This is a genomic window from Terrabacter sp. RAF57, assembly GCF_052113925.1.
In the GTDB taxonomy this organism is placed as follows: Bacteria; Actinomycetota; Actinomycetes; order Actinomycetales; family Dermatophilaceae; genus Terrabacter.
Map to the genome: position 1 here is coordinate 1 of NZ_JBFRDT010000020.1, position 18,456 is coordinate 18,456.

Annotated in this window: 16 protein-coding genes; 10 read left to right on the forward strand and 6 right to left on the reverse strand. The window is 70.5% G+C overall.

The genetic code is table 11. The features are described 5' to 3' along the window. The first annotated feature begins 292 nt into the window (after nucleotides 1-292). Nucleotides 293-763, forward strand: a complete 471-nt coding sequence (locus AB4Y83_RS18540) for an SRPBCC family protein (protein WP_442274402.1) — start codon at nucleotides 293-295, stop codon at nucleotides 761-763. A gap of 69 nt (nucleotides 764-832) precedes the next feature. Here the strand turns inward: AB4Y83_RS18540 and AB4Y83_RS18545 are convergent, their stop codons facing one another. Both AB4Y83_RS18545 and AB4Y83_RS18550 read right to left on the reverse strand, forming a co-directional pair. Beyond that, nucleotides 833-1,246 (reverse strand): (R)-mandelonitrile lyase, encoded by a 414-nt coding sequence (locus AB4Y83_RS18545; RefSeq protein ID WP_442297775.1) that lies wholly within the window; start codon nucleotides 1,244-1,246, stop codon nucleotides 833-835. Then, complete coding sequence (locus AB4Y83_RS18550) at nucleotides 1,230-2,153, reverse strand: helix-turn-helix transcriptional regulator (protein ID WP_442297776.1); 924 nt, start codon at nucleotides 2,151-2,153, stop codon at nucleotides 1,230-1,232. Before AB4Y83_RS18550 ends, AB4Y83_RS18545 begins: the two co-directional genes overlap by 17 nt. A gap of 171 nt (nucleotides 2,154-2,324) precedes the next feature. On the opposite strand from AB4Y83_RS18550, the gene AB4Y83_RS18555 reads away from it, so the two are divergent. The 7 genes from AB4Y83_RS18555 to AB4Y83_RS18585 all read left to right on the forward strand — a co-directional run bounded on the left by AB4Y83_RS18555 (nucleotide 2,325) and on the right by AB4Y83_RS18585 (nucleotide 11,380). After that, nucleotides 2,325-3,344, forward strand: a complete 1,020-nt coding sequence (locus tag AB4Y83_RS18555) for a zinc-dependent alcohol dehydrogenase family protein (RefSeq protein ID WP_442297777.1) — start codon at nucleotides 2,325-2,327, stop codon at nucleotides 3,342-3,344. A gap of 35 nt (nucleotides 3,345-3,379) precedes the next feature. Beyond that, nucleotides 3,380-3,904, forward strand: coding sequence for a cyclophilin-like fold protein (locus tag AB4Y83_RS18560; protein ID WP_442297778.1), 525 nt, complete (start codon nucleotides 3,380-3,382; stop codon nucleotides 3,902-3,904). Continuing rightward, nucleotides 3,904-4,485: a DapH/DapD/GlmU-related protein gene (locus AB4Y83_RS18565; RefSeq protein ID WP_442297779.1), complete on the forward strand. Its 582-nt coding sequence runs from the start codon at nucleotides 3,904-3,906 to the stop codon at nucleotides 4,483-4,485. Before AB4Y83_RS18560 ends, AB4Y83_RS18565 begins: the two co-directional genes overlap by 1 nt. Before the next feature lie 179 nt (nucleotides 4,486-4,664). Further along, nucleotides 4,665-4,916 carry a hypothetical protein gene (locus AB4Y83_RS18570; RefSeq protein WP_442274396.1) on the forward strand — a complete coding sequence of 84 codons (252 nt, stop codon included), beginning with the start codon at nucleotides 4,665-4,667 and terminating at the stop codon, nucleotides 4,914-4,916. A gap of 385 nt (nucleotides 4,917-5,301) precedes the next feature. Continuing rightward, a complete protein-coding gene (locus tag AB4Y83_RS18575) occupies nucleotides 5,302-5,964 on the forward strand; it encodes an HAD family hydrolase (RefSeq protein WP_442274395.1) in 663 nt (220 codons plus the stop codon). A gap of 576 nt (nucleotides 5,965-6,540) precedes the next feature. Further along, nucleotides 6,541-9,201: a S8 family serine peptidase gene (locus AB4Y83_RS18580; protein ID WP_442297780.1), complete on the forward strand. Its 2,661-nt coding sequence runs from the start codon at nucleotides 6,541-6,543 to the stop codon at nucleotides 9,199-9,201. A gap of 271 nt (nucleotides 9,202-9,472) precedes the next feature. After that, complete coding sequence (locus tag AB4Y83_RS18585; RefSeq protein WP_442297781.1) at nucleotides 9,473-11,380, forward strand: CocE/NonD family hydrolase; 1,908 nt, start codon at nucleotides 9,473-9,475, stop codon at nucleotides 11,378-11,380. A 143-nt stretch (nucleotides 11,381-11,523) separates the two neighbouring features. Here AB4Y83_RS18585 and AB4Y83_RS18590 read toward each other — a convergent pair whose 3' ends face one another. From AB4Y83_RS18590 to AB4Y83_RS18605, 4 genes are all read right to left on the reverse strand, one after another. Beyond that, the gene (locus AB4Y83_RS18590; RefSeq protein WP_442297782.1) at nucleotides 11,524-11,955 is read right to left on the reverse strand and encodes a hypothetical protein; all 432 of its coding nucleotides are present in this window, start codon (nucleotides 11,953-11,955) and stop codon (nucleotides 11,524-11,526) included. Between the two features lie 131 nt (nucleotides 11,956-12,086). Further along, nucleotides 12,087-12,308 (reverse strand): hypothetical protein, encoded by a 222-nt coding sequence (locus AB4Y83_RS18595; protein ID WP_442297783.1) that lies wholly within the window; start codon nucleotides 12,306-12,308, stop codon nucleotides 12,087-12,089. After that, nucleotides 12,305-12,631, reverse strand: a complete 327-nt coding sequence (locus AB4Y83_RS18600; RefSeq protein ID WP_442297784.1) for a fibronectin type III-like domain-contianing protein — start codon at nucleotides 12,629-12,631, stop codon at nucleotides 12,305-12,307. Before AB4Y83_RS18600 ends, AB4Y83_RS18595 begins: the two co-directional genes overlap by 4 nt. A gap of 275 nt (nucleotides 12,632-12,906) precedes the next feature. After that, a complete protein-coding gene (locus tag AB4Y83_RS18605; RefSeq protein WP_442297785.1) occupies nucleotides 12,907-16,368 on the reverse strand; it encodes a GH36-type glycosyl hydrolase domain-containing protein in 3,462 nt (1,153 codons plus the stop codon). 93 nt (nucleotides 16,369-16,461) lie between these two features. On the opposite strand from AB4Y83_RS18605, the gene AB4Y83_RS18610 reads away from it, so the two are divergent. Together AB4Y83_RS18610 and AB4Y83_RS18615 are read left to right on the forward strand one after the other, a co-directional pair. Further along, on the forward strand, nucleotides 16,462-16,938 hold the full coding sequence (locus AB4Y83_RS18610) for a hypothetical protein (RefSeq protein ID WP_442274388.1): 477 nt from the start codon (nucleotides 16,462-16,464) through the stop codon (nucleotides 16,936-16,938). 153 nt (nucleotides 16,939-17,091) lie between these two features. After that, nucleotides 17,092-18,417, forward strand: a complete 1,326-nt coding sequence (locus tag AB4Y83_RS18615; protein WP_442274387.1) for an ABC transporter substrate-binding protein — start codon at nucleotides 17,092-17,094, stop codon at nucleotides 18,415-18,417. Nucleotides 18,418-18,456 lie beyond the last annotated feature (39 nt).

Here is an 18,456-nt window from a genome sequence, read left to right on the forward strand (position 1 = left end):
GCCACCCGCGACTACGTCGCTCGCCGTACTGCCGAAGGCAAGACCGGCCGAGAGATCAAACGCTGCCTAGCCCGCTACGTCGCCCGCGACCTCTATCGCCTACTCGAAAACACCACGACAGGTGCTTGACGAAGCATAGGAGCGTCGCACCGCCGCAAACGGCAGTCCTGACCCTGCCCGGCAACCGCAGCCGCGTCAGGGACGTGCCGTCAGCTGTGGCACCTGATGATGTAGGCAGATCACCTCGACCTGCCTAGGCTTGAGTGGTCGCCGCACCGATCGAGGAGGCTTCATGGCTGGGAGCGTGATTCGGTTCGAGGCGCGGACGGTGATCCGTCGGCCGGCGAGCGAGGTGTTCGAGCGGCTGGCCGATCTCCCCGGCTATCGGCAGTGGATGCACCGCGACGGCGTGTTCGGCGGCACGGAGCTGACGTCCGCGCTGCCGGTGCGGTCGGGCACGACGTATGTCGACCGGACGCGGATGGGCCGCTTCGTCGGGGAGGTGACCGAGCACGTGCCGTCGACGCGCCTCGCGTTCAGTGAGACGTTCAGCATCTTCGGCCACCCGCTCACCCAGGCGCGTCCGCGCTACGTGCTCGAGGTCGACGGCGACTCCACGGTCGTCCACCACACCGCCGAGGCGGAGCTCTACGGCGTGGCTCGGGTGTTCAAGCCGGTGGCCGCGCGAATGGTGACGAGGGAGCGGTCACACACCCTGGCCTCCCTCGAGCGCTCCTTCGAGGGCTCTCCCGAGACCGTCTAACAGGCCGCCTCCGCAGGCCTGCGGGCGTCCCGGGCCGGGCCGCTCGTGTCGACGGCAGGGCTGGGTCGGTCAGTCGGAGAGGGAGGGGGCGGCGGCATACTCCTCGTCGGAGACGGGGGTCAGCCAGTGCACGACGTCGTGGTCGGCGTCGCCCTCGTTGATGGCGACGTGCACCATGAGCCGGGTGGGCGCGGCGCCGTGCCAGTGCTCCTCGTCGGCCTCGAAGAGGACGCGGTCGCCGGGGCGGATGACCTCGATCGGGCCGCCGCGGCGCTGGCAGAGGCCGACGCCCTCGGTGACGAAGACGGTCTGGCTCAGGGGGTGACGGTGCCAGTGGGTGCGGGCGCCGGGCATGAAGTGCACGAGGTTGGCCGAGACGCGCGACGGTGCCGGCGCGGCGGCGACCGCGTCGATGTAGACGTCGCCGGTGAACCAGTCGCTCGGGCCCTTGACGGTGTCGACGGAGCTACGGGTGATCTGCATGGGTTTCCTTCTGACTGTTGGGGATCGCAGTGTCGGTGGTCGCGGTGGGGCTCGGTGTGTCGGCGGCCCAGGAGGCGAGCAGCTGGAGGCGCTCGGCCGAGGGCGAGCCGGGCTCGGCGGTGTAGACCATGAGGACGAGTCCGGGCTCGGCGGTGATGGCGAGCTCCTCGTAGGCGAGGGTCAGCTCGCCGACGACGGGGTGGGTGAAGCGCTTGGTGCCGGTGCCGTGGGTGCGCACGTCGTGGGCGCTCCAGAGCCGCCGGAAGACCTCGCTCTGCGTGGAGAGCTCGCCGACGAGGTCCTGCAGGCCGCGGTCGTGCGGGTCGCGGCCGGCCTCGGTGCGCATGATGCCGACGCACATCCCGGCGAAGAGCTCCCAGTCGGGGTAGAAGTCGCGGCTGGCCGGGTCGAGGAACTGGAAGCGGGCGAGGTTGGGCAGGCGGCCGCCCTCGCCGATGACCGGCGAGTAGAAGGCGCGGCCGAGCGCGTTGGTCGCGAGCAGGTTCTGGTGGGGGTCGCGCACGAAGGCGACGGCGTCGCGGATCGACTCGAGGGCCCACTGCAGGCTGGGCCGGGACGCGGGCTTGCCGGCCGCGCGTCGGCGCGGACGCCCGGACGTGGGTATGCCGTCCGCTGCCCTCGCGAGGTCGAGCAGGTGCGCGCGCTCGGTGTCGTCGAGCTGCAGGGCGCGAGCGAGCGCGTCGAGGACGCCGGCCGAGGCGCCGGCGATCTGGCCTCGCTCGAGGCGGGCGTAGTACTCGACGCTGAGCCCGGCGATGGTCGCGACCTCGCTGCGGCGCAGACCGGGCACGCGTCGGCCGCGGCTGACGGGCAGGCCGACCTGGTCGGGGGTGATGCGGGCGCGGCGGGTCATGAGGAACTCGCGCACCTCTTGGCGGTTGTCCACGCCTTCGAGACTAGGCCGCGTCGAGGGGTGGGCCGAGCCGTGAGAGGTGCCCTGTCAGTACGTGCCTCGACAGGGACTTCCTCGGTCTCTCGCCGGCGGCTTCACTCGAGTGGTGGGCCGTCGGGCCCGGCGGGCCGTGGGCTCGCGACGAGACGATGGAAGGAACACGCGATGCGTGGAGTGGTCATGTACGAGCCCGGCGACGTGCGGGTGGAGGATCGCGCGGATCCACAGATCATCGAGCCGACCGATGCGATCATCCGCCTGACGGCGACGTGCATCTGCGGCAGCGACCTGTGGCCCTACCGCGGTGCGGAACCGGTCGACCACCAGGTCATGGGGCACGAGTACGTCGGCGTCGTCGAGCAGGTCGGCTCGGAGGTGCGCACCGTCACGGTCGGCGACTTCGTCGTCGGGTCGTTCTGGGCGTCGGACAACACGTGCGAGATCTGCCGGGCCGGCTACCAGGCGTACTGCGTGCACCGCGTCCTCATGGGCACGATCGGCACCCAGTCCGAGCTGACGCGGATCCCCCTCGCGGACGGCACCCTCGTGGCGACGCCGGGGCAGCCGGAAGCCGACCTGATCCCCTCGCTCATGGCGGCCTCCGACGTGCTCGGCACCGGGTGGTTCGCCGCGGTGGCCGCCGAGGCGGGCCCGGGCACGACGGTGGCCGTCGTCGGCGACGGCGCGGTGGGACTGATGGGCGTTCTGGCCGCCCGGGAACTGGGGGCCGAGCGGATCATCGCCTTCAGCCGCCACGCGGACCGTCAGGCGCTCGCGCGCGAGTTCGGTGCCACCGACATCGTCGAGCAGCGCGGCAAGGCCGGCGTGGCGCGGGTGAAGGAGCTGACCGACGGGCTCGGGGCGCACTCGGTCATCGAGGCCGTCGGGACGCAGGAGGCGATGATGCAGGCGATCCACTCGACGCGGGCCGGTGGGCACGTCGGCTTCGTCGGGGTGTCGCACGACGTCGCGATCCCCGGCGACGAGCTGTTCATGGCCGGCGTCCACCTCCACGGCGGACCGGCACCGGTTCGGGAGTACCTGCCGCACCTGATCCAGCTGATCTGGGACCGGAAGATCAACCCCGGCAAGGTCTTCGACCTCACCCTGCCGCTCTCGGAGGCTGCCGCTGGCTATGCGGCGATGGACGAGCGTCGGGCGACCAAGGTGTTGCTGACGTTGTGAGTGTGGGCTTGCTCTCGAGAAGGACGCACGGCCCGATGGTGGCCCTCGGGCTGACGACGGTCCTGACCGCGGGCTGTGGCTCGACGGTCGAGACCGTCGACGCCCGGGAGGCGCCCGGCCGCGCGCAGACCATCGCGACCGCCACCACACGGCATACGCCATCCACACCACTTCCGTCGACCGACCACGCAAAGGACCAACAGGTGAAGATCGTCATCACGCTCGGGGGCCAGCGCCTCGGCGCCACCCTCGACGATGACAGCGCCGCGGCGCGTGACCTGCTCGCACAGCTGCCGGTGACCGTTGACATGGTCGACCACGGCGGGGTGGAGAAGACGGGACCGCTGCCGTCACCGCTCTCGCTCGACGGGCAGCCCGAGGGTGCGGACCCGGACGTCGGAGACGTCGGCTACTACGCCCCCGGCAACGACCTCGTCCTCTACTACGGCGACCAGTCCTACTTCCCGGGCATCGTCATCCTCGGCCGCCTGGACGAGGGCGTCGCTGCGCAGTTCGCCGACCAGCAGGGTCCCGTCACGGTGACCGTCGAGGCGGGGTGATGGCGGTGACGCTGGAGGAGTTCCTCGACCACGTGAACAGCGGACGCCTCATCGAGGGCGGCTCGCCGGCGCACGCGTTCATGCACGAGGCGTCGCAGGAGGCGCTGCGGACGCTCGCCGAGCTGAACGGCGCCTACCGCTCGCCGGACGAGGTGCGGGCGTTGCTCTCCCGGCTGACCGGTCGGGAGGTGGCTGAGTCGGTGACGGTCTTCCCGCCGTTCTACTCCGAGTTCGGCAAGAACCTCACGCTCGGCGAGGGCGTCTTCATCAACATGGGCTGCCGCTTCCAGGACACCGGCGGCATCTCCATCGGAGACGGGTCGCTGATCGGCCACGGCAGCACGCTCACGACGCTGAACCACTCGATGGACCCGGCGCGGCGCGCCGACATGGAGCCGGCCCCCGTGACGATCGGCCGCAACGTGTGGCTGGGAGCAAACGTCACGGTCGTGCCCGGCGTGACCATCGGCGACGGCGCCGTGGTCGGCGCCGGAGCGGTCGTGACCAAGGACGTCCCCGCCGACACCATCGCCGCCGGAGTCCCGGCCCGAGTCATCCGACCCACCGGTTTCGAGGCCTGAGGCGCGGCCTTCAGGGCCCATCGTCTCTCGACGGTCAGGGGTGGGATGTCGCCCTTCGGACGGTGGTGACGCTCGACCCCAGCCATGCCAATCGCCTGCTGCGGCGCACCTGTCGACCTGGACGCGGTGACGTGTGCGATTCGCCTGCGCGCGCTCTGCTCGCGCCCTACCGTCGAGGAATGGCTGAGTCCAACTCTCAGACGGCGGTGACCTTCTTCAGCGCGCCGATAGGCGGTGGAGTGCTCGCCCTCCTGCTGTGGTTCGTCCTGAAGGGCCCGTGTCAGCTGGCTGGGTTCGAGACGGAATGTGTCAGCGTGGGCGATCAGACGTTCTACAACCCCGGCGGTCTCATGGCGATCGGCGGCTTCCTGGGTTTGCTGCTCGCCGTCGGCATCGAGCTCGTCCGTCATCTGGGCGCGTCCAACGACTGATTCCGTATGCCGTCAACCGCGTCGGTGTCTGGCACCATCGCCGGGCCAGCGGGGGTCGCGGCAGACGTCCCGAGCTTCTCCGGCCGAGAGAGGGCGTTTGCAGCACGCGACAGCGGGCATGGTGGAGGCATGCGTCTGCGGGATCACCACAAGGGAGACCTGGCACTGACGGCACTGACGCTGGCGGTCGCCGCGGCGGCTGCTGCCAACGAAGCAGCCCGCTGGGCAGCTCGCCGTCATCGTCGACACCACGGCTCCGGGCCGTCGACGCGTCCCACGGGGACGTAGGCCGGCAGCGCTGAGCCGACGGTCTCCGGCCGGCCCCGCGTCCATCGTCAACCGCGCGCGGGCTGGTCACTGCTGCCCTGCGGGGTATGAGGATGGCATGGCGGATACGGCGATCTTCGATGTCGACGGCACTCTCGTGGACACCAACTACCAGCATGCGCTGGCGTGGTTCCGCGCCCTGCGCCGCTACGACATCACTCGGCCGATGTGGCGCATCCATCGCGGCATCGGGATGGGTGGCGACCAGTTCGTCTCGGCGGTCGCCGGTCGTGAGGCCGAGGAAGCCCACGGGGACGACCTGCGCGAGGCGTGGGCGGAGGAGTTCGACGAGCTGATCGGCGAGATCCAGCCTTTCGAGGGCGCGCACGAGCTGTTGGCCGAGGTCAAGGAGCGCGGCTTCCGGCTGGTGCTCGCCAGCTCGGGCAAGACCCAGCACGTCGAGGCCTTCCTCGACCTCATCGACGGCAAGTCCCTCGCCGATGCCTGGACGACCTCGGACGACGTGGAGAAGAGCAAGCCTGAGCCGGACATCGTGTCAGCGGCGCTCGCCAAGGTCGATGGCGCCAGCGCCATCATGGTGGGCGACTCGATCTACGACGCCCAGGCAGCGGCCAAGCTCAGCATCCCGACCCTCGGGGTCCGCACCGGCGGCTTCTCCGTCGGTGAGCTGCAGGAAGCCGGGGTCTTGCAGGTCTTCGACTCGCTGGTTGCGTTCCGTTACGCCCTGGATGGCACCCCCTTGGCCCGCCCCAGCCGCTGAGCCCGGCGGGCGAAACCGTGTGAGTGTGGGCTGAGCTCCCGGTCCACTCGCCTCTGCCGAGGCCGGCGCCGCTGGCGCGTCCCCGGGGCTCCCCCCACAAGCAGCGGGATGCCGGCGCCCGAGTTTTGCGATTCGTCCCTCGGAGGGACAAATCCGCCGATACATTCCGATCTCGGCCCGCTGCAGTCCTGCGCGGGAGATCAATGCCGCGTGTCAGCCCACCGGGCCGCGCGGGCCATACAGGGGAGTTCTTCTATGGGCGCTCGTCGCCGATGCTTCGTTGCTGCCACCGTCGCGATAGGCCTGTTCGTCCCGACGGGATCAGCAGCAACCGCGGCTGATGGCAGCCCTTCGCCGACCACGAAGCGAGAGCGGCTGGAGGAGCTGCACGGCCAGCCCGTCAGAACGCCGGCGCCGACGGGACGCGGAGCAGGCGGTCGGTTGGGCGGCCTTGCGGCGCAGCGTGACTCCGACCGGGTCGTGTTGTCGGTGAAGGTCCGAGGCGGTGCTGGCGCAGCCAAGGCCCTGACCGAGGTCTCACGTTCAGCCACAGCGCAAGGTGGTGTCCAGCGGCGCATGATGCGCCAGCTGGCCACCGTGTCCGTGGAGGTCCCGAAGGCTGATGCGGCATCCATGGCCGCCGCCCTGCGTCAACGCCCTGACGTCGAGCACGTCGACATCGTCAGCCGCAGAACGCTGACGTTCGTGCCCAACGACGAGAAGTACTCGGCCAGCGCCCCCTATCTCGAGGCGGTCAACGCGCCGTCCGCGTGGGACGTGCAGCATGGTGACGCTGCCGTGCGCATCGCCGTCATCGACAGCGGCCTCGACGTGAACCACCCCGACCTGACCGACCGAGTGGTCGGTACCTACAACGCGTTCGACGGCAGCAGCGACGTCGTCGACGAGATCGGCCACGGCACCTTCGTCGCGGGCGTCGCAGCCGCCACCGCCGACAACGGGATCGGCGTCGCCGGCGCGTCGATGGGCGCAAGCGTGATGGCCGTCAAGGTCGCAGACCCGTACGGTCAGGTGTTCACTGACACCGAAGCCGCCGGCATCATCTGGGCTGCCGACCACGGCGCGAACGTCATCAACATGAGCTTCTCCGGCGACACGCCCGACCAGGTCGAGTCCGACGCGGTCGCGTACGCCGTGAGCAAGGGCGTCCTCGTCGTTGCCGCCGCCGGCAATGATGCCGACACGCTCCCCGCGTACCCCGCTGCCTACCCCAGCGTCGTCGCCGTGGGAGCCACCGATGCCGCCGGCCACCGGGCGTCGTTCTCCCAGTACGGCTCTTGGGTGACCGTGGCCGCCCCAGGCACTTCCATCACGAGCACCTCGCCCACCAGCGCCAGCTCCGGCTTCCAGCTCGACTACGACACCGCGGACGGCACCTCGTTCTCCGCACCGCTCGTGGCCGCTGAGGCGGCACTGCTGTGGTCGCGAAGCCCCAGCGCGAAGGCCGCCGACATCCGTGCAGCCATCGTGACGACCGCGCACGGTTACACCGGTCTCGGGCTCGGCACAGGACAGGTCGACTTCCGCGCCGCTCTCGACGCGGTCGCGCCGAACACCGTGCCTGCGCTGACCAACCCCGCCGACGCGTCGTCCGTCACAGGCGTCGTCACCCTGACCGCAGCCTCCACCGCACCCAAGGTCCGCTTCTTCGTCGACGGCGCTCCCCTGGGTGCGCCCGTGGCCAGCAACAGCGGCACCGCCACGACCACCTGGTCGACGTGGGGGCTGGCCAACGGCGCCCACACCCTGCGCGCTGTCGACTGCAGCCTTAAAGACCTGTGCAACACGGCGGGCACCCAGGTCGCCGTCGCGCTGGGCAACGCGGCGCCCGTCATCACCTCGCCGCGGCCGTCGCAGCTCGTCTCCGGGTCCGCGACGTTCACCGCCACCGCGCCGGGCGGCGCCGTGGCCTTCTTCATCGACGGTGTACGCCGCGGGCAGGACACCAGCGCGCCGTACGCCCTGACCTACCCGGTGAGCGCGCTCACCGATGGAACCCACACCGTGAAGGCCGTCAGCTGCACAACTGGCGGCACCTGCAGTGGCCCCACCTCGACCGCGGTGTCGTTCAAGAACCAGTCACTGCACCCCACGTTCACGGGGGTCAGCCCGAGCGTGTTCAGCCCCAACGGTGACGGTCGCTCCGACAGCACGAAGCTCACGTACTACCTGCCCGACAGCGAGACGGTGAAGTACCAGGTCCGCAACGCTGCCGGCACTGTGGTTCGCGGCCCCGGAAGCCTCGGCACGCTTGCCGCGGGCACCCGCAGCTTCGTCTGGAACGGTCTGCTCAACGGCGGCGCACGCGCCACGAGCGGCGCCTACAAGGTCGAGCTCGTCACGACGCGGACGACGAGTGCCGGCACGTTGCGCGGCCTCGCCACGATCAACGTCCGCGTGGACCAGCTTGCCCCGACGATGAGCTCCATCACGGGTAGCGGTTCCGGGTTCTACCCGTACCCGGACACCTACCGTGACACGTTCGCGCCGGCCTTCACGTTGAGCGAGGCGGCGACGATCACGCTGACGGTCCGGACCAGCGGCGGGACCCTTGTTCGATCCGTCAGCGGCACTCGAGGCACCGGCCGGGCGAGCATCATCTGGAACGGTCGTAACAACGCAGGTTCCCTCGTCGCTGGCGGCACGTACTACTGGACGTTGACCGCTCAGGACCCAGCCGGCAACCGGCGCTCCAGCGCCAAGTACTCCGTCACCGTGAGCAGCAAGCGGCTCGTGACGAAGACGGCCACGCTCGACAAGCGAGGCAGCCAGTTCTACAGCGCCGGCGGCAGCGACGACTACTGCGCCGGAGCGAGCCTGAGTCTGTCGTACTTCAACCCCTACGGTCTGTGGCTGGCCAACACGTGCAGCGCGTCCTACGACGGCTACCAGATTGCCGGAGCCGTGTACCGCTTCTCGGTGCCGTCCGCCGTCAGTTACGGCTCGCTGAAGGTGCAGACCTACGGGTTCTCGATGGATACGTCGACGCTCGGTGCAGGCTTCACGAAGTGGGGCACCTCGAACTACGCGTTCACCCCCGAGATCTACACCGGCACGGCGAGCGCGTGGCGCACCATCGGTTCAGTGTCCGCGTCCGGGCTGGTGAACTCCTCACGGGCCGTCGAGACGACTCTGTATGTGCCGAACGACTTCTACGACAACGACTACGACATCAGCTACGTGCGACTCGTCGTCACCTACAAGGTGCTCGCCTGACGAAGCGGGCGTCGCACGCGGACATCTGATCTGCACTCTGGAGCCGGTACGGCATCACCTGCTGTGCCGGCTTCGGCGTGCCGACCAGGCGGGTTTTGCGAGGCCGCTGGCCCCGTCAGGTGCGAGACAGTGGGCTGACAGTGAGACAGGAATTCGGACAACGAGGCATCTAGTTCGTCGTGCCCTCCTTTTCCGGGCATTTGCTCGTTACGTTGTGAAAGCCCCTCACCCTCAAGGGACGTCGCCGGTCCCGGGGGCAGGAAGGACTCACATGAAAGCCAGGATCCTTGCCCTCGCCAGCTCACTCGCCGTGGCCGCACCGTTGGCCCTCGGGACTGTCGGGGAGGCCAACGCCGCACCGACCAGCGCCACCGACGCCCCGCCCGTCACTCTGGTCGACGGGATGACCTCGTCGAGGTACGACTACACGACCGCCATCCGCGAGACCGTCTGGGTCGACACGCCCGACCTGGACGGGGACGGCAAGGCGGAGCGGATCGCGACCGACATCATCCGGCCGCGCGAACTCGACGGCAGCGCGCGGGTGCCGGTCATCATGGACGCCAGCCCCTACTACCTCAGCCTCGGCCGCGGCAACGACGGCGAGTTCAAGGAGTACGCGGCTGACGGCAGCCCGACGAAGTTCCCGCTCTACTACGACAACTACTTCGTTCCGCGCGGCTACGCGTTCGTCGCCGTCGACATGGCCGGCACGGCCCGATCGACCGGGTGCACCGACGAGGGTGGCCGCTCCGACGTCGAGTCGGCCAAGGCGGTCGTCGAGTGGCTCAACGGCAAGGGCAGCGCCCACGACTCGAGCGGCGCACTCGTCCAGGCGACCTGGAGCAACGGCAGCACCGGGATGATCGGCAAGTCCTACGACGGCACGCTCGCCAACGGCGTCGCCGCCACCGGCGTGGACGGGCTCAAGACCGTCGTTCCGATCAGCGCGATCAGCTCGTGGTACGACTACAACCGCTGGCAGGGCGCCGTGAAGTCGCGCCACTACGCCAGCAGCCTCTCGCGCACCATCGCCCAGCGCCGCACCATCCCCACGGACTGCTCGGCGCGGTTGGCATACATGGACGCCAACGACGCCGACTCCACCGGCGCCTACACGGACTTCTGGGCCGAGCGGGACTATCGCGACGGCACCTTCTACGACGCGTCCAACGTCAAGGCCAGCGTCTTCATCGTCCACGGGCTCCAGGACACCAACGTCAAGACGATGAACGCCTCCAAGTGGTGGGAAGCGCTGGGGCAGAGTGGAGTCGAGCGCAAGATGTGGCTCAGCCGGCTCGGCCACGTCGACCCGTTCGACCACGACCGGCAGGAGTGGGTCACCACCCTCAACCGGTGGTTCGACCACGAGCTCATGGGGATCGACAACGGCATCGACCGCGAGCCGGCCGTCCGCGTCGAGACCGCCCCGAACCAGTGGGAGACGTCGAAGACGTGGCCCATCCAGTCCGCGCGCACGATGTCGCTCAACCCGCGCGAGGACGGCACGCTGGCCCTGGGCAAGCGGGACACGGCTACAGCGTCCTACGTCAACAACTCCCGCCTGTCCGAGACGAACGCCGTCTCGCTGGCCGCCAACCCGAACCGGGTGCAGTTCCTCACCGGAGGGCTGACGAAGGACGTCCGGATCTCCGGGACGCCGACGGTCGACCTCACCGTGACCCACTCGGCTCCGGTCGGGCAGGTGTCGGTCATGCTCGTCGACTACGGCGCCATGGACCGGGTCAGCACCACCGGTGACGGTGCCCTGACCTTGGCCACCGAGACCTGCTGGGGCGAGTCCATCGCCACCGACGACGCCTGCTACAAGGACGTCACGCGTCGCCTGCAGACCACCCAGCTGCAGGTGCTGGCCCGCGGTTGGGCCCGTCTCGACGGCGCCGGCAAGCACCAGGTCACCGTCGAGCTGGCCGCGAACGACATCGTCGTCCCGGCCGGACACCAGCTGGGACTCGTCGTGAGTGGAGCGAGCAACGGTGTCATCGCTGTCGACACCAGTTCAGGCACGTATGCCGTCGACCTGCGCTCCACGCGGCTGAACCTGCCCGTCTCCGGCTCGATGAGTGGCTTCGCTCCCGGACGCCTGACCGCCAAGGACACCGACAACCTGGCGAAGGGCACCCTGCCCCACCTCGACGAGACGCTCTGGCCCCGGTGACCCGGCCGGCACGGGGGTTCGTCAGCCCCTAGCGCCGTCTTCCAGTACGAGCGGCCCCCACTCCTGAACCTCAGGAGTGGGGGCCGCTCCACGCCCGGGAAGCAAGAAGGCCGGGCCCAAGCGCACAGTCCCGCAGCGGCGCGTCAGGAGACGGCCCGCTTCACCAAAGCGATGATCTTCTCCTCCTCAGCAGGTCCAATCTTCAGCAGGGCGAAGGAGGTCGGCCACATGTTGCCGTCGTCAAGGTTCGCAGTCGGATCGAAGCCGATCGTGCAGTACCGGACCTTGAACTTCGTCGCCGGCTGCATGAAGACGCAGATCTTGCCGTCGCGTGCCCATCCGGGCATGCCGTAGTACGTCTTGGACGCGAGTTCCGGAGCGTGCTCGCGCACGATCGCATCGATCTTCTCTGCCATCGCTCGTTCATCCTCCGGGAGCTGGGCAATCACATCTGCGAGGGCCTTGTCCAGGTCCTGCTGCTTCTGTGACGCCTTGCGCTCAGCGGCGGCCGCTTTCATCGCGGCGCGTTCCTCCGCGCTGAACCCGCTCTTCGCGTTCTTCTTCGTCTCAGCCATACTGCCAACGCTGCCCGACATCGGGCTGGGTTGTCGAGCGCCTGAACCCTTCGTGCAGCTGACGTGTGTCGAACCCCGTCCGTGCAGACGTGTGTGCGGGTCGGGGCGGGGTCAACTCGCGGCGGAATGCGCTACTCGCGCTCGGTCCGCTGGTCAGCAGCAGAGCGGCCGGGGTGCGAACTCTTGTCGCGCCCCCGGCCGTTCTCCGCGCCGTCGCTCTCGGGGGCGGAGCGCCCGCTCCCCTGGACCAATTCGATCGGGAGGGCGTCGACGATGACTGTTGTTGATGAGACGCACGGCGCCATGACGGGCTCGCCGTCGATGCGGATCGGGCGCTGGACGGTCTCGATCATGAGGAGGCCTTCGGGGACGTGATGGTCACCGACACGTACTGGAGGCGGGCCGCGTCGGGCCCGGTGAGCAGGACGATCTCGCCCTCGTCGACACGCGTCGTGAGGTCACGGCCTGCGTATGCGAATCGCGAGGCCTGCACGTCGAAGGTGACCTCGCGTGCCTGGCCGGGCTCGAGGTCGACGAGCGCCCAGTCGGTCAGCTCGACGAGGGGACGGGTCACCTGGGCGACGGGGTCGCGGAAGTAGAGCTGGACGACCTCGCGGCAGGGTCGCTCGCCGGCCGAAGAGGAGCGGGATGCCGAGGCGGCTGCCCTCGACGGCATGCCTCTGGGCGGCGTCGATGTTGCCGACGAGGACGCCCTCGTCGCGCTCGTTGCCGGCCGTCGCGCCCGAGGCGTAGAGGCTCGAGCTGATCCGGCCCGACGCGATCTCGGCGGCGTCGTCGTCCGGGTTGATGTTGGCGACCTGGTGGGTCTGGCCGACCTTCTCGGCCAGGGTCATCTCGGCCATGAGAAGGTCGATGCGCTCCTCGACGGGCAGGGTGGCATCGAGCCACGGCCGCTGCTGGGTGGGCGGCGTGGCGGTGACGTCGGTCATGTCAGTGGGTCTCCACGAGGATCTCGCTGGTCGGGGCCGTGGCGTCGGTGGCCTTGGCAGTCTGGGCAGTCTGGGCAGTCTGGAGCCCGAGCAGGTCGGCGGTCCGGACGGCCGCACCCGCCCGCCGGTAGGGGTTGGTCAGCGGTCGCAGGCTCAGCTCGCGCCCGTTCACGGTGACGCGGCGGACGCCGTGGCCGACGGGCCCGACGACGTAGCGGACCGTGAGGTCGGTCCCGGCCAGCGGCAGCCGCGCGGTCAGCTCGGAGGCGCCGGCGTCGCCGCTCGGTGGCAGGACCGGGTCGATCTCGACGTCGTCGCCGCGCTGGCGGATGCCGAGGAGCACCTCGGTGACGAGCCGCAGCACGATGCCGGGGCCGGAGGAGTAGACGCGCCACCCGCCCTCGAGGGGCACGTCGCCGGCCATGAGCGCGGCATACCGCTCCGACGCGTCGTAGCGGTCGGTGAAGGCGCCGTCGGACGAGGAGTAGTAGCACGTCGTCTGGCGCGGGCGGGCCTGCGGCACGAGCGAGTCCAGGCCCACGGGGCTCGCCTTTGCGAGAGCGGTGAGCAGGGCTGCGCCGTCACCGACACGGGCCAATGCCTCGGCGTAGCGCAGGTGGGCGTGCATGTACATGAGCCCGATCTCGCGACCCCAGAAGGTGCTCGCCTCGGCCCGCTGGAAGACGGCCATCGGCCCGCCGACGTAGCTGACCGGCCGGTCGAAGAGCCGCGCCCCGTCGGGTCCGAGGAGGTGCTCCTCGATGAGGTCGAGGTGGTGGCGGGCCTGCTCGGGCGTCAGCAGGTCGGCGCCGATCGCGTGGATCCACGGCAGCACGCCGTAGTGCAGCCCGGTGCGCTCGTCGCTCGGGTGGACGAGCGGCTCGAAGTGCCCGTCCTCGTGCTGCAGCAGGTAGCCGGGAAGCACCGGGTCGGTCGCGAGCTGGTCGAGGAGCGCGTCGTGGGTGCGCTCGGCGAGCTCGTCCGCGTCGGCGGCCAGGGCCGAGGCGCCGTTGGGCGCACCGACCGCGTGCAGGCCCTCGGCGAGGGTGCGCAGCGACTGCGTCTGGAGCACCGCCGTCCACGTGGAGACGAGGTGGGCCGCGAGGTGCGGGTCGGCCGGCTGGAGCGAGTCGTTCCAGTCGCCGTGGCCGTATGCCGGCAGCGGGCTCCCGGGGACCGTGCACTCCGCGATGCGCGCGACCGCACGACGCAGGTGCTCGGCCACGCTGGCCGGCTCGCCGAGTGCGTCGTCGCCGACGAAGGCGACCGTCTCGTCGAGCAGGCTCGCGTCACCGGTCGTGCGCAGGTAGTCGCCGGCCGCGAGGACGGGCCAGAAGATGACGTCGCCGTGTGAGTCCTGCTGGCCGGTCTCGGGCAGCGGCGGGAGGAACTCGAAGGCCTGCGGCCAGTCACCCCGGGCGTTCTGGGCGCGGAAGACGCGCAGCAGCACGTCGCGGACGGCGTCCTGACGGCCGAGCGCCGTGAGCAGACCGACCGGACCCTGGCAGACGTCTCGGGTGCCCCACGCGCCGCCCGAGAACTGCTCGAGCCCGCGCGGCGAGAGGTAGTGGACGAAGGCGTTGTGCGTGAACCACGGCAGCGCCGCCGAGAGGTTCGCGGCCTGGTAACCGGCCTCGCCGAGCGCGGAGCCGTCGAGGGCGACGGCGTGACCGGCCTTGTCCCAGAACGATGCTCCGAGGTGCTCACCCGAGGGCACGACCTCGCCGGCCGCGGCCTCACCGGCGCCCGGGGCGGAGCGGACGACGACCTCGAGCTGCCCGCTCGGGTCGAAGAGCACGGTGAGCCAGCCCGGTCCGCGGCCGACGCCGTCGGCCTGGAGCCGGGCGTCCCCGACCTCCGGGTCGCCGGGGCCGGTCCACGAGATGCGCCACGGCCGTGGGTCGTTCGCCGTCGTGACGTCGACGTGGTCGATGGAGGTCGCCACCGACGGGGCGTCGGACAGGTCGTCGGCGACCTGCAGCGCGAGCAGCACCCGTCGCGGAGCCGCGCCGTGCTGCCCGATCGAGAGCGTCAGGGCGTGCTCGTCGGCAGGCGCGCTCGAGGTCACGGTGAGCACGGGACCCGACGCGGCGGCATACCACCACGTGCAGTGGTCGAGGCCGGTGAACCACGCGCTCGGGGTCTCGAGGAGGCTCCACGTGCCGTCGGCGTCCTCGATGAAGAGGCGCACGCCGTGGGCGCGCTGGAGGCCGAGGTAGGTGCGGCGGCCCGTCACGACCGGGTCGCGGCCGACGTGGCCGCGGGTGATCTGCGAGTGGAAGGTGCCGGCCATCCACACCGTCGACGCGAGCGAGCGCGAGTCGGGCGTGAAGGTGTCACCGGTGCGGAGCAGGTGGCCGTGCGGGCGCAGGACCGCGAGCTCCTTGGCGAGGGTGACGAGCTGCCCGCCGCGGACGGTCCACGCGAGCTCGGTGCCGTCGTCGGCCGTCTCGACGTCGGTGCGGTGCTCGAGCAGGCAGGCGTCGCCGAGCTCGGCGCGGTCGAGTGGCCGTGACGCGAAGGCCGGGCTGGACGACCACAGCGTCGCAGGCGTCGCGGCGTCGTCTGCACCGTCGAGGGCCTGGCCGTGGGCGCCGTCGCCCGCCGGCGCCCACAGGGTCGGGGTGGCCGCGATCGCGGCGTCGGCCCAGCGGGCGTCGGCGTCGGACGTGGCCTCGGGGTGGTCCTCGAGGGCGATGCCCCAGAAGCCGGTGCGGTGGGTGTCGGCGGGTGCGATCTCGACCGGGGCGTCCTGCAGGGCGATGAGCGAGTGCTCGTGCTGGAGGCGCGCGCTCGGCAGGTCGACGGCGTCGAGCCCGGCCCAGTCGACACCGTGCGCGGTGCGGCGGGCGAGCTGGAGGGCGTCGGTCGCCCAGCCGGTGCCCGTGCCGGTCGTCCCGACCATGAGCCACGGGACGCGCTCACCGGGCATGTTCTGGCGAACGGCGACCGCGGTGCCGTGGCCGTCCGTCGCGACCGGGGTGAGGTCGAGGTACTGGCTGACGTAGTACTCGTTGATCCGGACGTTGCCGAGGGGCGCCAGAGCGGGGTCGTGGGTCAGCACCGCATCGGCGGTGACGGGCTCGCCCGTCGTGTTCGTCAGCTCGAGGTCCCAGTGCCACGTCGGCGTCTCGGGTGAACCGTCGCCGAGCGTGAGGACGAGGCGGTAGTCGAGGCCTTCGTGGCGGCCGGTGACGACGACGGCGCCGTCGACCGAGGTGACGACCGAGCCGCTGCCGGGGCCCAGCAGGGCCCGACGACGGATGCCGTCCGGCCGGTGCACGCGCAGGTGGACGTTCGTCAGACCTGCCTCTGCGACGGTCGCGGGGTGCAGCAGCAGGCTGGTGCCGAAGGCCTCGAGACGGCGCAGGGCGCCGTGGGCGAGGACCTCGGCGGACAGCCCTGAGCTGCCCACCAGGGTGAGGACCGTGGGGGCGGTCAGGACGGCGTTGTCGTCGAGCACGGTTCCTGTCTACGAGCGGTGGACTCCGCGACCTGACGGGCAGGGCGGTCGTACGCTGGAGGGGCCCCGAGCGCGTGAGAGGCGGTGGCGGTCGTGTCGCAGTGGCGTGAGCAGTGGTCGGAGCAGGAGTGGTTCACGCTCCGGCTCGCCCCCGTGTGGGTGCTGAGCGCCCTGGCCGGCCGCATCCGCTTCGACGACGACGAGCGCGGCGCCTTCTGGGACGCCGTGACCGACGCAGCCCTGCGCAGCGAGGGTCCCGGGCGCGAGCTGCTCGGCACCGCTGCAGCCGAGCGCCTCTGGCTCTTCGACGAGTTCGAGCTCGACGGCCGACCGGTCGTCTCCGGACTGCTCTCCGTGAGCCGGCTGCTCGAACGCATGGACCCCGACACGCGGACCGACGTCCGGTCGAGCATCCTGCGCGTCGGTGCGGGCGTGGCCCTGGCCCGCGGCCACTTCGGCCGCCGCATGACCCTCGAGGACGAGCAGACCCTGCTCCTCGTCGAGCAGCTGCTCCAGACGGCCCCCGAGACCCTGAGCGACAACCCGCTCAACTCCCCGGCCACCATCTGAGCCGCGCTGACCTCCGGGGGTGGCCCATCCGGCATACGCGGAGGTAACGGGCATACGATCGGCGGGTGGGCGAGGTCGAGCAGACTGGCCGAGCGCCCGCCCCGTCGTGAACGGTGCCCGCACACCCGGGCAGGAAGGACGCAGGGGAACCCTATGTCTGACAAGCAGATCGGTCGCGAGATCGGCCAGGCCCTCGGGGCCAACCTCACCCGGCGCTCGCTCTTCGCGCTCGGCGGTGCCGCTGCGGTCACGGGTGCGCTCGCCGCGTGCGGCAGCAACACGGGACGCGAGCCGGCAGCCACCGGTGGCGCGACCGGAGGCGGCAGCGGGACCACGCTCAACCAGTGGTACCACCAGTACGGCGAGGCCGGCACGCAGCAGGCTGTCGAGAAGTACGCCGCCGCCTACAAGGACGCCACGGTCAAGGTCAGCTGGAAGCCCGGCGACTACGACCAGTCCACCGCGGCCTCGCTGCTCACGGACGCCGGGCCCGACGTCTTCGAGTACGGCAACGGCCCGACCATCGACATGATCAAGGGCGGACAGGTCGTCGACCTCACCGACCTCATCGGCGACACGAAGTCCGACTTCAACCCGAGCATCCTCGAGCGGATGACCTACGAGGGCAAGACGTATGCGATCCCACAGGTCGTCGACATGCAGCTGCTCGTCTATCGCAAGTCGATGCTCGACAAGGCCGGCATCACGCCACCCCAGACCATCGACGAGCTCATCGACGCGGCGAAGAAGCTGACGCAGGGCAACGTCAAGGGCCTCTTCCTCGGCAACGACGGTGGTGCCGGCCTCATGGGTGGCCCGATGCTGTGGTCGGCCGGGCTCGACTACCTCACCAAGGACAACCAGTTCGGCTTCGACGACCCGCGCGCGGCGACCGCCCTCGGCAAGCTCCGCGAGATGTGGGACGCCAAGGTGCTGCTCCTCGGGGCGCCCAAGGACTGGTTCGACCCCTCGGCCCTGACCGCCGGCCTCACGGCGATGCAGTTCACCGGCCTCTGGACCTTCCCCGACCTCAAGAAGGGCCTCGGTGACGACTTCGGCGTCATGGCCTGGCCCGCCCTCGACGGCCAGGGCAAGGCGTCGGTCCCCGTCGGCGCCTACGGCTCGTGCGTCAGCGCCAAGAGCAAGGACGTCGAGGCCGCCAAGAAGTTCGCGAAGTGGCTGTGGATCGACCAGACCGCCTACCAGCTCGACTTCGCAACGGCCTACGGCTTCCACATCCCGTCGCGCACGAGCCTCATCGGCCAGGCCTCGACGCTCACGAGCGGGCAGGCGGCCGAGGCGGCCAAGCTCGCCACCGACGTCGGCCACGCGCAGAGCCCGATCCTGTGGACGCCCAAGTGCGCCACGGCCTTCGGTGACGCGATGAACCGCATCGTCAAGGAGGGCGCCGACCCGGCCGGTGAGATCGCCAAGGTCAAGACCGTGGCCGACGCCGAGCTGAAGCGGGTCCTCGCCTGACAGCGCAGGCCGACCCGGCGGCATACGACAGCGCCGCGC